Origin of the sequence: Microbacterium sp. Nx66 (assembly GCF_904066215.1) — a bacterium.
Lineage (GTDB): Bacteria > Actinomycetota > Actinomycetes > Actinomycetales > Microbacteriaceae > Microbacterium > Microbacterium meiriae.
This window is the reverse complement of the sequence record NZ_LR880474.1, coordinates 2020899-2034251: the sequence shown is the minus strand read 5'-3', so window position 1 is coordinate 2034251 and position 13353 is coordinate 2020899. Positions and strand designations below refer to the sequence as shown.

General features: G+C 68.8%; 16 protein-coding genes. 12 read left to right on the top strand and 4 right to left on the bottom strand.

Going from position 1 to position 13353, the window contains the following annotated elements; all coding sequences use genetic code 11:
- Positions 1-70 precede the first annotated feature (70 nt).
- The 11 genes from rplU (at position 71) to MICNX66_RS09645 (ending at position 7738) form a co-directional block, all read left to right on the top strand.
- On the top strand, positions 71-379 hold the full coding sequence (rplU, locus tag MICNX66_RS09695; RefSeq protein WP_187661701.1) for a 50S ribosomal protein L21: 309 nt from the start codon (positions 71-73) through the stop codon (positions 377-379).
- 18 nt (positions 380-397) lie between these two features.
- Positions 398-655, top strand: coding sequence for a 50S ribosomal protein L27 (rpmA, locus tag MICNX66_RS09690; RefSeq protein ID WP_025104972.1), 258 nt, complete (start codon positions 398-400; stop codon positions 653-655).
- Positions 656-754: 99 nt separating this feature from the next.
- Positions 755-2254 (top strand): GTPase ObgE, encoded by a 1500-nt coding sequence (gene obgE, locus MICNX66_RS09685; RefSeq protein WP_187661700.1) that lies wholly within the window; start codon positions 755-757, stop codon positions 2252-2254.
- Positions 2251-3036 (top strand): glutamate 5-kinase, encoded by a 786-nt coding sequence (gene proB, locus MICNX66_RS09680; RefSeq protein WP_187661699.1) that lies wholly within the window; start codon positions 2251-2253, stop codon positions 3034-3036. The genes obgE and proB overlap by 4 nt, the downstream gene beginning before the upstream one ends.
- Positions 3037-3045: 9 nt before the next feature.
- Positions 3046-4299 (top strand): glutamate-5-semialdehyde dehydrogenase, encoded by a 1254-nt coding sequence (locus MICNX66_RS09675; RefSeq protein ID WP_187661698.1) that lies wholly within the window; start codon positions 3046-3048, stop codon positions 4297-4299.
- Between the two features lie 67 nt (positions 4300-4366).
- Positions 4367-4588, top strand: a complete 222-nt coding sequence (locus MICNX66_RS09670) for a hypothetical protein (protein WP_187661697.1) — start codon at positions 4367-4369, stop codon at positions 4586-4588.
- A 6-nt stretch (positions 4589-4594) separates the two neighbouring features.
- Positions 4595-5197, top strand: a complete 603-nt coding sequence (gene nadD / locus MICNX66_RS09665) for a nicotinate-nucleotide adenylyltransferase (RefSeq protein ID WP_082749995.1) — start codon at positions 4595-4597, stop codon at positions 5195-5197.
- Positions 5194-6273, top strand: coding sequence for a hypothetical protein (locus MICNX66_RS09660; protein WP_187661696.1), 1080 nt, complete (start codon positions 5194-5196; stop codon positions 6271-6273). Before nadD ends, MICNX66_RS09660 begins: the two co-directional genes overlap by 4 nt.
- Positions 6273-6653, top strand: a complete 381-nt coding sequence (rsfS, locus tag MICNX66_RS09655; protein WP_187661695.1) for a ribosome silencing factor — start codon at positions 6273-6275, stop codon at positions 6651-6653. The genes MICNX66_RS09660 and rsfS overlap by 1 nt, the downstream gene beginning before the upstream one ends.
- A 1-nt stretch (position 6654) precedes the next feature.
- Positions 6655-7344, top strand: coding sequence for an SDR family oxidoreductase (locus tag MICNX66_RS09650; protein WP_187661694.1), 690 nt, complete (start codon positions 6655-6657; stop codon positions 7342-7344).
- A 136-nt stretch (positions 7345-7480) separates the two neighbouring features.
- Positions 7481-7738, top strand: coding sequence for a hypothetical protein (locus MICNX66_RS09645; protein ID WP_231919629.1), 258 nt, complete (start codon positions 7481-7483; stop codon positions 7736-7738).
- Between the two features lie 57 nt (positions 7739-7795).
- Here MICNX66_RS09645 and MICNX66_RS09640 read toward each other — a convergent pair whose 3' ends face one another.
- Positions 7796-7975: a hypothetical protein gene (locus MICNX66_RS09640; RefSeq protein ID WP_187661693.1), complete on the bottom strand. Its 180-nt coding sequence runs from the start codon at positions 7973-7975 to the stop codon at positions 7796-7798.
- 99 nt (positions 7976-8074) lie between these two features.
- Positions 8075-9280 (bottom strand): DUF3500 domain-containing protein, encoded by a 1206-nt coding sequence (locus MICNX66_RS09635; RefSeq protein WP_187661692.1) that lies wholly within the window; start codon positions 9278-9280, stop codon positions 8075-8077.
- 172 nt (positions 9281-9452) lie between these two features.
- Here MICNX66_RS09635 and MICNX66_RS09630 point away from each other — a divergent pair, with 172 nt between their 5' ends.
- Entirely contained in the window at positions 9453-9875 is a 423-nt protein-coding gene (locus MICNX66_RS09630; RefSeq protein ID WP_187661691.1) for a hypothetical protein, read from the top strand.
- An 88-nt stretch (positions 9876-9963) separates the two neighbouring features.
- On the opposite strand, the gene MICNX66_RS09625 is transcribed toward MICNX66_RS09630, so the two are convergent.
- Entirely contained in the window at positions 9964-11100 is a 1137-nt protein-coding gene (locus tag MICNX66_RS09625; protein ID WP_187661690.1) for a hypothetical protein, read from the bottom strand.
- 124 nt (positions 11101-11224) lie between these two features.
- Positions 11225-13279, bottom strand: a complete 2055-nt coding sequence (locus MICNX66_RS09620; RefSeq protein ID WP_187661689.1) for an acyltransferase family protein — start codon at positions 13277-13279, stop codon at positions 11225-11227.
- Between the last annotated feature and the right edge of the window lie 74 nt (positions 13280-13353).

The following is a 13353-nucleotide window of genomic DNA, read 5'->3' as shown; positions in this document are numbered from 1 at the left end:
GACGCATGCAAGCAACAGTCTTCCCGTGAGATTCTCGGAGCCGCGTGCTCCCCAACGAAACAGGTATGAAGTGGTTTACGCAGTAGTGCGCGCCGGTGGCCGGCAGGAGAAGGTCGAGGTCGGCACCATCGTTCAGCTCGACCGTGTTCAGGCTGCCCAGGGCGACGAGATCCAGCTGCCCGCCGTGCTGCTCGTCGATGGCTCCACGGTGACCACCGACGCCGACGCGCTGGCGAAGGTCACCGTCACGGCTGAGGTCGTCGGCAACCTCCGCGGCCCGAAGATCGTCATCCAGAAGTACAAGAACAAGACCGGCTACAAGAAGCGTCAGGGCCACCGCCAGGAGCTCACGCGCGTCAAGATCACCGGCATCAAGTAAGACCGAGGAGACCAGGACATGGCACACAAAAAGGGCGCAAGCTCCACCCGTAACGGTCGTGACTCCAACGCACAGCGCCTCGGCGTGAAGCGCTTCGGCGGTCAGCAGGTCCTCGCCGGCGAGATCATCGTCCGCCAGCGCGGCACGCACTTCCACCCCGGCGCCAACGTCGGCCGTGGGGGCGACGACACGCTGTTCGCTCTGGCCGCCGGTGCGGTCGAGTTCGGCGCGAAGGGCGGCCGCAAGGTCGTCAACATCGTCGCCGCTGCTGAGTGATCACAGCACCACGCTAAACATCCGGTTCGGGGCGGGCTTCGGCTCGCCCCGTCCGCGTATCTGCCGTCAGGCACCCCGAGCACACCGAAGGACTCGCACATGGTCACGTTCGTCGACACCGTCACACTGCACCTGCGTGCAGGCAAGGGCGGCAACGGCTGCGTCTCGGTGCACCGCGAGAAGTTCAAGCCCCTCGGTGGCCCCGACGGCGGCAACGGCGGCGACGGCGGCGACATCGTGCTCGTCGCCGACACGCAGACCGGCACGCTGCTGTCGTACCACCACTCGCCGCACCGGTCCTCTGGCAACGGCGGACCGGGCATGGGGGACCACCGCTCCGGTTTCGACGGCGAGACACTAGAGCTGCCCGTCCCGGTCGGTACCGTGGTCAAGAGCCCGAGCGGCGACGTCCTGATCGACATGATCGAGCCCGGTGAGCGCTTCGTCGTGGCGGCGGGCGGCCAGGGCGGCCTGGGCAATGCGGCCCTGGCGACTCCGAAGCGCAAGGCTCCCGGCTTCGCCCTGCTCGGCACCCCCGGCTTCGAGGGCGATGTCATCCTCGAGCTCAAGACGGTCGCGGACGTGGCGCTCGTCGGCTACCCGTCCGCCGGGAAGTCGAGCCTCATCGGCGCGATCTCGGCCGCGCGGCCGAAGATCGCCGACTACCCGTTCACGACGCTGCACCCGAACCTCGGCGTCGTCCAGGTGGAGGACTTCCGCTACACCGTCGCCGACGTGCCGGGCCTCATCGAGGGCGCGAGCGAGGGCCGCGGCCTCGGACTCGAGTTCCTGCGGCACGTGGAGCGCTGCTCCGCGCTGCTGCACGTGCTCGACTGCGCGACGCTGGAGCCGAACCGTGACCCGATCTCCGACCTCGAGGTCATCCTCGCCGAGCTCGCCGCGTACGAGGTGCCGGAGGGGCAGACGCCCCTGCTGGAGCGCCCGCAGTTCGTGGCGCTGAACAAGGTCGACGTGCCGGAGGCCCGTGACCTGGCCGATCTCGTGCGTCCTGATCTGGAGGCCCGCGGATTCCGGGTCTTCGAGATCTCCACGGTCTCGCACGAGGGGCTGCGCCCGCTCACCCTCGCCCTCGGCGAGCTCGTCGAGAAGCACCGCAAGGAGACCGCGGTCGAGGCCCCGCGCGAGCGCGTCGTCATCCGCCCGAAGGGCTCCGTGAAGCCGTTCACGATCCGCGTCGAGGGCGGCACGTACGGCAACGTCTACCGCATCCTCGGTGAGAAGCCGGTGCGCTGGGTGCAGCAGACCGACTTCCAGAACGAGGAGGCCGTGGGCTACCTCGCCGACCGTCTGGAGAAGTTGGGCGTCGAGGACGAGCTTTTCCGCCTCGGCGCCGTCCAGGGTTCGACCGTCGTCATCGGCGAGGGCGACAGCATCGTCTTCGACTGGGAGCCCACGATGAGCTCCGCCGCCGAGCTCATGTCGGCGCCCCGCGGCACCGACCCGCGTCTGGCTCCGAACGCCCGCCGGACCACGTCCGAGCGTCGCGAGAAGTACTACGAGCGCATGGACGCCAAGGCGCAGGCGCGCGCGGAGTTGGAGGCGGAGCGCCTCGCCACGTACCGCGAGGACGAGGCGTGACCGCACGCACGCGCGCCGATCTCGCGACGGCGACGCGGATCGTCGTGAAGGTGGGCTCGTCGTCCATCAGCGGCGAGTCGTCCTGGCGCATCCCGGTGATCGTCGAGGCGCTGGCGGCGGCGCACGCCCGCGGGGCCGAGGTCGTGCTCGTGTCGTCGGGAGCGATCGCCTCCGGCATCCCGTTCCTCCGTCTGGATGCGCGGCCCACCGATCTCGCCACGCAGCAGGCCGCGGCCGCGGTCGGCCAGAACATCCTCGTCTACCGGTACCAGGAGGCTCTGCGCCCCTTCGACATCGTCGCCGGCCAGGTGCTGCTCACGACCGGAGACCTCGAGAACCCGACGTCGCGCTCGAACGCGCGGCGGGCCATGGAGCGCCTCCTGGGGCTGCGCACGCTGCCGATCGTGAACGAGAACGACACGGTCGCGACACAGGAGATCCGCTTCGGCGACAACGACCGGCTCGGCGCCCTCGTGGCCCAGCTCATCGAGGCGGACGCCCTCGTCCTGCTCAGCGACATCGAGTCCCTCTACACGCGGCCTCCGAGCGATCCCGGCGCCGAACCCATCGACGTCGTCGCCCCCGATGCGGACCTCTCCGGGCTGGAGTTCGGTGCGACCGTGGTCAACAGCGTCGGCACCGGGGGAGCGGCCACGAAGGTCTCCGCTGCCCGACTCGCGGCGGCCTCGGGCATCGGGGTGCTGGTCACCAGCGCCGACCTCGTGGCGCAGGCCCTTGCAGGCGCCGACATCGGGACCTGGTTCGAGCCCGCCACCTCCTAGACTGGGCGGATGACCGACCTCACCCCTCAGACGCGCCTGGAGCGGGCCAAGGAGGCCTCGCGGACGACCGCCGCCCTCACGAGCGACGACAAGGCACGGGCGCTCGACGCCGTCGCCGTCGCCCTCGAGGAGAACGCCGCCCGCATCATCGAGGCCAATCAGCGTGACGTCGCGCGCGGTCGGGACGACGGCATCGGCGAGTCCCTCGTCGACCGCCTCCGCCTCGACGAGAAGCGGGTCTCCGCCCTCGCCGCGGCCGTCCGCGACGTGGCGGCCCTGCCCGATCCGGTGGGTCGCGTGGTCGGCGGACACCGCATGCCGAACGGCGTGGCTCTGGAGCAGGTGCGCGTCCCCTTCGGGGTGGTCGGGGCGATCTACGAGGCGCGTCCCAACGTCACGGTCGACATCGCCGCCCTCGCGCTGCGTTCGGGGAATGCGGTCGTCCTGCGGGGAGGCAGCGCGGCGCTCCATTCCAACACCGTGCTCGTCGACGTCATGCGTTCTGCCCTCGGCGACGCCGGGGTGACGCCCGAGGCGATCCAGACCGTGGACGACTTCGGGCGCGACGGGGCGAAGGCGCTCATGCACGGCCGCGGCTTCATCGACGTGCTCGTCCCGCGCGGCAGCGCTGGGCTCATCGAGACGGTGGTGACCGAGTCGACCGTGCCCGTCATCGAGACGGGCGCCGGGAACGTGCACATCCTGCTCGACGAGAGCGCCCCCGACGACTGGGCCTGCGACATCGTCGTGAACGCCAAGGTGCAGCGCCCCAGCGTGTGCAATGCGGTCGAGACGATTCTCGTCCACCGGCAGGCGGCGCCGCGCCTGATCCCGCTCGTCGCGAGCGCCCTCATGAGCGAGGGGGTGGCGATCCACGGCGACGACGTGGTGGCCGGGCTCGTGGCGAACATCATCCCGGCCACGGAGGAGGACTGGGCGACGGAGTACCTGAGCCTGGACGTCGCGATGAAGGTCGTCGACAGCCTCGACGACGCGCTCGACCACATCCGTCGCTACAGCACGGGGCACACGGAATCCATCGTCACCACCGATTCCCGCAGCGCGGAGCGGTTCCTGGCCGAGGTGGATTCGGCGGTGGTGATGGCGAACGCGTCCACTCGGTTCACCGACGGGGCCGAGTTCGGCTTCGGTGCCGAGGTCGGGATCTCGACGCAGAAGCTGCACACGCGCGGTCCGATGGGGCTCTCCGAGCTGACCAGTACGAAGTGGCTCGCGCGTGGGGCGGGTCAGACGCGCGGCTGAGGGCTAGACTGGGGGACGCTGTATCCCTACAGGACCCCCGAGACAGCACGCCACGAACGGAGTCAGGATGAACCTCGTCGCACAGATCGCGATGGCCGCCGCAGAGACCGAGCACCACGGCAACGTGGCTCTCGAGACCCTGATCTTCGGAGTCATCGCCGCGATCGTGTTCGCCGCTCTCGGCTTCGTGACGCTGTCGTACAAGAACGTCGCGAACCGCCACTCCGCCAAGGCAGAAGCCTGGGCGGCGAAGCACGGCAAGGACCACGAGGCGGGACACGGCCACTAGGCCCTCATGAGCACCGCGACCACGCGCGCACCGCGCATCGGCGTGATGGGCGGAACCTTCGATCCGATCCACCACGGCCACCTGGTCGCCGCCAGCGAGGTCGCGCACTCGTTCGATCTCGACGAGGTGGTGTTCGTCCCGACGGGTCGTCCGTGGCAGAAGGCCGACGTCACGCCCAGCGAGCACCGCTATCTGATGACCGTGATCGCGACGGCGTCCAATCCGCAGTTCACGGTGAGTCGGGTGGACATCGACCGCGCGGGACCGACGTACACGATCGACACCCTCCGCGATCTCAAGGAACAGCGGCCGGACGCCGAGCTGTTCTTCATCAGCGGCGCGGACGCCGTGGCGCAAATTCTCAGTTGGAGAGACCATGATGAACTGTGGGAACTGGCCCACTTCGTCGCGGTCTCCCGCCCAGGACACGTTCTGAGCATCGACGGCCTCCCGAGCGACGACGTCAGCCAGCTCGAGGTGCCGGCGCTGTCGATCTCGTCGACGGACTGTCGTGACCGCGTCCGTGACGATCAACCGGTCTGGTACCTCGTCCCCGACGGGGTCGTCCAGTACATCGCGAAGCATCATCTGTATCGGAGCAAGGCATGAGCACATCGGATCAGCGAGGTCCGCTGACGCGGAAGCAGCTGCGGGAGATCCGGTTGACGGGATCCACCCCGATCATCAGCGAGGAGCAGGCGAGCGCCGCCGCGGCGGAGGCCGCGACGCCCGCACCGCCGCTGCCTCGTGCCGCCGAGCCCGTCGTCCTTCCCTCGGCGCCTGTCGCTGACACGTCCGTCGATCCTGACGCCGCGCCGCTGACGCGGCGTCAGGCACGCGAGCAGGAGAAGATCAAGACCGCCGCGGTCCCGGCCGTCGACGCGGAGGCGGACGACACGACCGATGAGGCTGTGGTGGCACAGCACGATGGGTCCGACGACGACGTCGTCGACGACGAGGTCGCTGCGGAGCCCGTCCGCGCGGCCGACGTCGCCGACACGGTCGGAGACGTGCCGCTCGTCGAAGAGCCCGTCGAGGCGCCGGAGTCCGAGCCCGAGGACATCTCCGCCGTGCTCGGCGTCTCCGAGCAGGACGGCCCCGGTGGCGAGGACCTCCTCGACAGCGACAGCGACGACGACGGCGACGTCGACGAGCGCGATGTCGACGAGGCTGAGCGCCCGACCGTGAGCCCGACGTTCGGGCAGGGCGTGCTGCAGGAGGAGACTCCTGCCGAGCCGGCGCCTTTCCGCCCCTCTTTCGATGAGCTGCTCACGTCGAACGACTCCGGCGGCACCCAGCACTCGGCGCCCAATGCGCTGATCTTCACGCCGTCTCCCGGCGAGGGCTCCCTCTCCGGGCCGGTCGCCTCCACCGGAGAGATCCTCGTCACGGGGTCGTACGAGCTGCCGAAGGGCCTCGGCTCGCAGGGCCACGCCCACGGCACCACGGACGGCAAGGAGGTCGACGCGGTGCTCATCGACGGTGAGCTCCCTCCGGCGTCCTCGCCCACCCCCATCGCCGCGAGCTCTGCGGTCAGCACCATCAAGCCCGCCGGCGAGGTGATCCGTCCGCCGGCCCCTGAGAAGGGCAACCGGCTCATGCTGATCGCCGCCATCGTCGCGGGCGCCCTCGCGCTGGGCCTGGGCACTGCCCTGGTCATCGCCTTCACAGGAAACGTCTTCTGATGCAATCACCCGAAACCGCCGAAGAGATGCTGCGCATCGCCGCCGAAGCCGCCGTGGCCAAGGGCGGTGAGGACCTCGTCGCGCTGAACGTCTCCGAGCCGCTGCCGCTCGTGGACATCTTCCTGCTCGTGACCGGTAACAGCGAGCGGAACGTCGCCGCCATCGCCGATGAGATCGAGGACCGTCTCGTCGAGTCCGGACACAAGCGCGTGCGCCGGGAGGGGCGCGCCGAGGCGCGGTGGGTGCTGCTGGACTTCGGCGACCTCATCGTCCACGTCTTCCACCAGGAGGAACGGGTCTACTACGGCCTGGAGCGCCTGTGGAAGGACTGCCCGGTGATCCCCCTCGAGGTCGCCGAGACCCCGGCCGACAACCGCTGACATGGCCACGCACCTGCTGACCGGTGCGGGCTCCGGCATCGGCGCCGTCCTCGCGCGGCGACTCCTGGAGCGCGGCGACGACGTCGTGGTGCTCGCGCGCGATGCGGGACGGGCCAGGCAGATCGCCGACGACCTCCCCGGGGTCTCGACGCTGGTCGGTGACCTCGCGCAGCCCGGCCGCCTCTCGTGGGCCCTGTCGAAGCAGAGCCTTCCCGATCGCATCGATTCCCTGGTGCACGCGGCAGGGGTCGTGGACCTCGGATCGGTGGGGGACCTCACCCCGGCGCTCTGGGAACAGCAGCTCGCGGTCAACCTCGTCGCCCCGGCGGAGCTCACCCGGCTCCTGCTCCCCGTCCTGCGCGTCTCGCGCGGGCACGTCGTGTTCGTGAACTCCGGAGCCGGGCTGCGGGCGAGCCCGGGGTGGTCGGCGTACGCGGCCTCGAAGCACGGTCTGCGGGCCCTCGCGGATGCGCTTCGGCAGGAGGAGGCCGAGCACGGTGTGCGCGTGACCTCGGTCTATCCGGGACGCACCGCGACGCCGATGCAGGAGCGCGTGCACCGGCAGGAAGGGCAGGAGTACGACGCCGCGCGGTTCATCACGCCGGACGCCGTGGCGACGACGATCCTCGCCGCTCTCGATCTCCCGCGGGATGCGCACCTCACGGATCTCACGGTGCGGCCTCAGGGCTGAACGCCGATCTGACCATTCTCCTGCACCTCATCACGAGGGTGTCAAGGCCCTTCCCCTCCCCGGCGGGGTATCGGAGGCTCGTCATCAGAGAGTCCTGGAGGGCCGACTGATGTCAGAAGTTCCTGATCCCCGTTTCGTGCTTCACCGCATCACGCCGTCGGAGTGGGTGATCAACGACCTGCGCTATCCCCAGAACGATCCGCGCCATGTCGTCGCCTGCGTGTACGAGCTCGCGGACACCGAGGTCGAGGTGACGTGGCTGCGTGATCTTCCGCTCGCCATCCGGTATGGCACCGCGTTCGAGGTACTGGAGGAGGTCGAGCGCATGCAGGGCGCGAGCCGAGCCACGCGCCCCATCGCGATCCCGTCTCGCCCGCCGCTGCTGGCCACCTGAACCCGCACGAGAAAGGGCACCCCTCCGCGAGGAGGGGTGCCCTTTCTCCTTTCCCGCTCAGTCGTCGTCGCCGATGACAGCGGCGCGGTCGGCCTCTGCGCTGTCGATCTGGGCGTCGTCCGCATCCTCGTCGAGCACCTCTTCGCCGTCGACTTCACGCGTGGGGAGCTCTTCGGCGTCCCCATCCCCGTCCGCGATCGGGGGGAGGGGCGGGATCGGGGGAGTCGTGTTGGACATGTCGTCTCCTTTCGTCGGATGCCCTCTGTCTACGCGTGTACGCGATGGTGGAGGAGGCCGTTGACGGGTGGCGGCTTGGACGGGTACGGGCGTCGGGCGTCAGGATGCGGGGGGAGTGCTCCCGCCCCCGGGACCGCCGCTCATCCCGGCAGAGGCTTGCTGGGTGACACTGTTGGCATAGTCGTTCGTCGGATCGCGGTAGATGGTGTGCACATGTCCCCAGCCCGATGTCGTCACACCGTCGACGTCGGCGCCGGCCGAGCCCTGCTGCGCCTGGAAGGCGATGTAGACGTTCGGCCCGGAGATGGAGAAGTCGATGCCGTTCCCGGTGGTCATGTCGTACACCGTCGCCCCGGACCAGGCGATGACGGTGTCGTCCAGGGTCTTGTCGATCTCCGCCAGCGCTGCGGCGGTGGTCTCCTCGTCGCTCATCCCGGCCCAGTTGGCGATGAGCTGGAGAAGGAAATCCCGCTGCTCGTCGGCGAGGTCGGCCCCCGACAGCCCGGCTCCCGTGGCGAAGTCGCAGGTGTCGCCCGGTGCGCACATGCTCACATCGCCGGAGGTCAACGTGGCCTGCTGGTCGGCGGCGAGGCTGTCGAAGAACGCGAACGCGTCCGTGTAGATCCCCTCGAACGGCTGCACCTCCTCGCCGTCCTCGTCGGTGTAGACAGCGGGTTGGACCCCGAGGTGCGTGGGAGCGAAGGTGATCGCGTCGGCGTCGCCGTCCAGCGTGGCGTTGATGCCGAGGTGGTGTCCGCCGAACTGCACCTCGAAGGCGCTGTCGGTCGCCGTGGGATCACCGAAGAAGGCGATGTAGTACTGGCCGAGGGAATCCTCGGTACTGCTGCTGTTCTCGGCGAGGTACTCGTCGCCGCCCATGATCCCGGTGACGGTCGCGTAGGCCTCGTCGCTGAGGAGAGACTCCATCACGGCGAGGGCCGCGGTCCGCTGCTCCTCCGTCAGGTCGGCGAGGTTCAGACCCGCTCTCTGCACGAAGGTCACCGGGAAGTTCGACCACGACGTCGTCTTCGTCTCGTCGTCGAAGTCGTACGACACGGCCTTCTTCTGCTCGTCGCTCAGCGTGGCGAGGAAGGCCGCAGCGGCGGCGGACGTGTCGGCGATCGTCTCCGCGGTCGACCCGGCGTCCGTCGACGCCGCCGTTGAGGTCGCGGCGGAGGATGACGCGGAGATCGTCGGTTCGGCGGTCGTGGCCGCCGCGCAGCCGCTCAAGACGAGGCCGCCCGCGAGGACGAGGCCGGAGAGCCAGGCGAGGCGTTTCGTGACGGGAGAGGGAGTCGTGTTCATGCCCACCACGCTAGGAAGGTGATCGATGGGGTTCCTTTGCGCCGTCGATGCGCATCCTATGAGGTGCGGGGATACCGTGTTTTTCCGGATGACCAGGACCTCATCCGCATGGAGGGGGCGCATACATCGACCGACCGATTCGCGACGAGAGCGCCGGTGACAGCGTGGAGGTATGAGCACGAAGAGAGCAATCGTCCTGGGAGTCTCCATCGCCGCCGGTCTGGCGGTCATCGGAGGACTGGGCGCCGCCGGTTACTACCTGTTCAACCAGCCGACCGACTACCGCATCACGTACGAGCTCCACGGTCTGAGTGGCGACGAGACGATCCGCTACCAGGACACGGCCTTCGCCGAGGGCTTCGTGTTCGGGACCAAGGAGACGGAGGAGACGGTCGTCGATGCCCGCGCCGGCGCTATGACCATCGAGGCCATCGTCACCGAGGGGGAGGAGGCGGCTGTCGTCATCGAGAACCCCGGAGCCACCGTGGCGTGCGCGATCGTGCAGGACGCAGGTGACGCGAACCTCGAGGTCCTTCGCACGGACGAGGAGATCGCGACGGCGGGCTCCGTCACCTGCCGCGCCGTCCTCGACTGAGTCGGTCGGTCCGCATCGCCTCAGGCATTCGCGCGACAACAGGCGTCCCCTCCCAGGGGGGGGGCCTGTTGTCGCGCGATGGCATGAGCTAAGGGAGGTAGCGGTCCACGACCGCGCGGAGCTCTGCGTCGTCGGGCGCGGTGGTCACCCCGGTCACGCGCTGCAGCGTCGCGAAAGGAGTCGACGCCGAACCGGTGGGAGCGGGCTCGATCTGCGTCTTCCAATCCGGGGCGATTCGGTTGAGAAGCAGTCCGAGCTGGGCACCGGTGAAATACGAGTAGTCGCGTTCCAGGACGATCTGCTGCTCGGGATCGGAGATCAGATCTTCGAGGCCATCGGTGAAGGTCCGCTGCACCGGGGTGAGTCCTCGCGCCCTGTCGAAGGCCCGCTCGACGTAGGTGGCGGTCCCCTCGATCGCCTCCAGGTCGATCTCCGCCTTCAGGGTCGGCCACGTCGTGTAGCGCGCCATCCGAACGGTGGCGAGGTCGGACGCGAGGACGGCCAGGGCCTGCGGGTCCGTCTCCGTCTCCACCCGGTCGAAGATCCGCGCCTCGACACGCAGCAGCTCGTACTGCGCCTCGGTGTGCGGGTAGTCGGGGATGAGCCCACCGGCTCCCCATGGCCAGGCGCCGGGAGTCTCCGGGTCGAGCCCCTGCTTCGTGACGTGGAAGTTCTCGTGCAGGGAGAAGCGCTGGAAGCCCTGAGAGGTCGTCGTCTCGGTGTCGAGCATCGCCTGGTTGTACTTGAACGCGAGGACGTCCCGGTCGCTCACATCGATGACAGCGAAGTTCGACGGGGCATACAGCAGCCATTCCCCGACGGCGAACGTCCGGCTGATGCGGACGTCATCGAGGTGGGAGGCCCCGGGGACGTCGATCTCCGCCATGCCCGACGTGTCCGTGACGCCGCTCATGTTGACGAGGATCGCGTGCGACCAGAAGGAGCTGTTCTCCCCGTCCGTGCGCAGCAGCACCAGCGGCTGGTCCTCGTACCGGTACGCATCCGTCCAGATCTCCGCCGCGTGTGTCGCCGTGATGTCGTATTGCTCCGACAGCTGCGTGAGCATCTCCTTGTCGGTGGCATCAAGGCTTTCCCAGTTCGATGGCGCCGGGGCGAGCAGGCGCCATGCGATCACCCCGCCGATACCGAGAGCGATGACGGCGAGGATGCTGAGGATCACGGTGACGGCGCGGCGACCGCGAGACCGGGTGACGGAAGCGTGCATGTGTAACACGCTACGTCGGAGGCTGTGTCGTTTTCATATGCTCCTGCGCAGGCGAGCGCGCCACGTCAGGCCAGACATGCTGCAACCGCCTGATGCGCAGTGAGTGCCTGAACCCGCGAGGCTGTCACCTCGTGATCGCGTCCCGCAGTGCCGCCCTCAGCTGTGGCGCCAAGGTGTCGGTGAACGTGGTGGTCAAGTGGTCTTGATCGCGGTAGGCGTTGGCCCCGCCGATCACGGGGAGGCACTCGCTCGACGAGCAGAACACCGGGGTGAAGTCCAGCACTGTGACCCCCGGGAAGTCCTCGCCGGCAGCCCTGATCGGGTCCGACGCGGCGAGGGCATCGTCGCGCGATACGGAGCAGGCCTCCGGGCTTCGCGTCTGCAGGCACTTGTTCGGGTCCGTCGCCCAGGCCGGGTTGTCCACCAGGGCGATCACCCGTGTGCCCTCGGAGATGACACGTGACCAGGCCGCCCGGTATCCGGAGGCGGCGGCATGCAGGGTGGACTCGTGTCCTGCCTGCGCGAAGGGGGTCGCGGCCAGGGCCGTCGTGAAGACGACGTCGAAGTCGCCGCCTTCCAGTGCGGCCGTGACCTCGTCCCGCCACTCCGAGCAGGCTGCTCCGAATGCGCCGCCCGTCGCCAGTGGGGTCGTGTTCCACGGGCACGCCCCCTTGACGTACGTCGTCAGCGACCAGCCTTCCTTCTCCGCCATCGCCCTGAAGGTGCTCACGTATTGGAAAGCGTGGCTGTCTCCGACGAGCGCGATCGACGGGGCGTCCGTCGTCCGTGACCCGAAACGGCAGGCCACGGCACGAGAATCGTTCAGTTGGACGAAGCACTTCTGCTCGGTGGGGCGATCCGCGCCGGCGAATCCAGGGGTCGGTATGACGGACGCGCTCCGGCTGTCCGCGCAGCGGATGTCGAGCACCGCCTGGGCTCCGAAACACGCAGGGGGGTGTGCGCGGACAGCCGCGAGAGCAGTCGCGTCGCGTTCGTAGGTCGGAGCATTCACCGCCCACGCGGCTCCCGCGCCGGCGCCGACCACCGTCATCCCCGCGAGAGCGAGGGCGAGCACGACCCGCGGGCGCCTGAGCGAGGGCGCGCGCCAGGTTCGGGCGGGATCCTCGATGAATCGTTTCGTCAGCCAGGCCACGACGAAGGAGAGCGCGAGGAGGGCCAGGCGGTGAGCGAGGGAGAGGCCCCAGAAGGGCACAGAAGGAGCGATCACGATGAGCGGCCAATGCCAGAGGTAGAGGCTGAAAGAGATGTCCCCGGTGAATCGCAGGGGGCGGATGGCCAGCAGGCGTGCGGGGAGCCACCAGCGTGCTGCATTCGTCGCCGCGATCACGGCTGCTGCGCCGATCGTCGGCACGGCGGCCGCGTATCCGGGGAACGCGGTCTGTCCGTCGAAGAAGGAGATGCTGAACAGGATGGCGACCAGCCCGGCCCCTCCGAGCAGAGCGCTCGTGAGGGGGCGCCGCGCGCGCAGCGCGGGGAGCAGGGAGAGCAGGGCGCCGACCCCGAACTCCCACAATCGGACGGGAGTCACGAAGTAGGCGGGCGCGGGATACGCTGCGGTCAGCGCCACACAGGAGACGAACGAGGCTATCGACAGGACTCCGACGACGACGGCGATGACCTTTCGGTGTTCGCCGTGGATGCGCTTCACCGCGAGCCATCCGGTGAGGACGAGGAGCACAGGCCAGAGGACGTAGAACTGCTCCTCCAGCGACAGTGACCAGTAGTGCTGAACAGTGGTCGGATCTCCCGTCTGGCCGAGATAGTCCGTGGCCGCACTCGCTAGATACCAGTTCTGCACGGAGAAGGCCGACGCGACGATCTGGCGGAGCTCCTCCGGGAGAGCGGAGATCGGAGTCAACTGGCGGAGGGCGACGACCGTCACGCAGAACAGAAGGACGAGCAGGGACGCGGGAAGGAGGCGTCGGGCCCGACGGGCCCAGAATCGACCGATGTGCACCGTCCCCGTCGACGTGAGCTCGCGAACCAGATGCCCCGTGATGAGGAAGCCGGAGATGACGAAGAAGACATCCACTCCGACATACCCGCCGCTGAAGCGCGCAGGCCAGAAGTGGTAGAGGACGACGGCGAGAACCGCGAGAGCCCGAAGCCCCTGGATATGCGGGAGATGTCCCTGAGGAGGGGCGGGCCGAGTGCTCATGTGTAACACGCTACGAACGACGGCGTGTCGTTTTCGTATGCTCCCGGACAGGCGATCGCGCGAGATCAGGCCGG

What these genes read in the sequence shown, in the direction of transcription:
- rpmA (WP_025104972.1), top strand. Translation starts at nt 398, where the DNA reads ATGGCACACAAAAAGGGCGCAAGCTCCACCCGTAACGGTCGTGACTCC.
- obgE (WP_187661700.1), top strand. Translation starts at nt 755, where the DNA reads ATGGTCACGTTCGTCGACACCGTCACACTGCACCTGCGTGCAGGCAAG.
- MICNX66_RS09675 (WP_187661698.1), top strand. Translation starts at nt 3,046, where the DNA reads ATGACCGACCTCACCCCTCAGACGCGCCTGGAGCGGGCCAAGGAGGCC.
- MICNX66_RS09670 (WP_187661697.1), top strand. Translation starts at nt 4,367, where the DNA reads ATGAACCTCGTCGCACAGATCGCGATGGCCGCCGCAGAGACCGAGCAC.
- nadD (WP_082749995.1), top strand. Translation starts at nt 4,595, where the DNA reads ATGAGCACCGCGACCACGCGCGCACCGCGCATCGGCGTGATGGGCGGA.
- MICNX66_RS09660 (WP_187661696.1), top strand. Translation starts at nt 5,194, where the DNA reads ATGAGCACATCGGATCAGCGAGGTCCGCTGACGCGGAAGCAGCTGCGG.
- rsfS (WP_187661695.1), top strand. Translation starts at nt 6,273, where the DNA reads ATGCAATCACCCGAAACCGCCGAAGAGATGCTGCGCATCGCCGCCGAA.
- MICNX66_RS09650 (WP_187661694.1), top strand. Translation starts at nt 6,655, where the DNA reads ATGGCCACGCACCTGCTGACCGGTGCGGGCTCCGGCATCGGCGCCGTC.
- MICNX66_RS09640 (WP_187661693.1), bottom strand. Translation starts at nt 7,975, where the DNA reads ATGTCCAACACGACTCCCCCGATCCCGCCCCTCCCCCCGATCGCGGAC.
- MICNX66_RS09635 (WP_187661692.1), bottom strand. Translation starts at nt 9,280, where the DNA reads ATGAACACGACTCCCTCTCCCGTCACGAAACGCCTCGCCTGGCTCTCC.
- MICNX66_RS09630 (WP_187661691.1), top strand. Translation starts at nt 9,453, where the DNA reads ATGAGCACGAAGAGAGCAATCGTCCTGGGAGTCTCCATCGCCGCCGGT.
- MICNX66_RS09625 (WP_187661690.1), bottom strand. Translation starts at nt 11,100, where the DNA reads ATGCACGCTTCCGTCACCCGGTCTCGCGGTCGCCGCGCCGTCACCGTG.
- MICNX66_RS09620 (WP_187661689.1), bottom strand. Translation starts at nt 13,279, where the DNA reads ATGAGCACTCGGCCCGCCCCTCCTCAGGGACATCTCCCGCATATCCAG.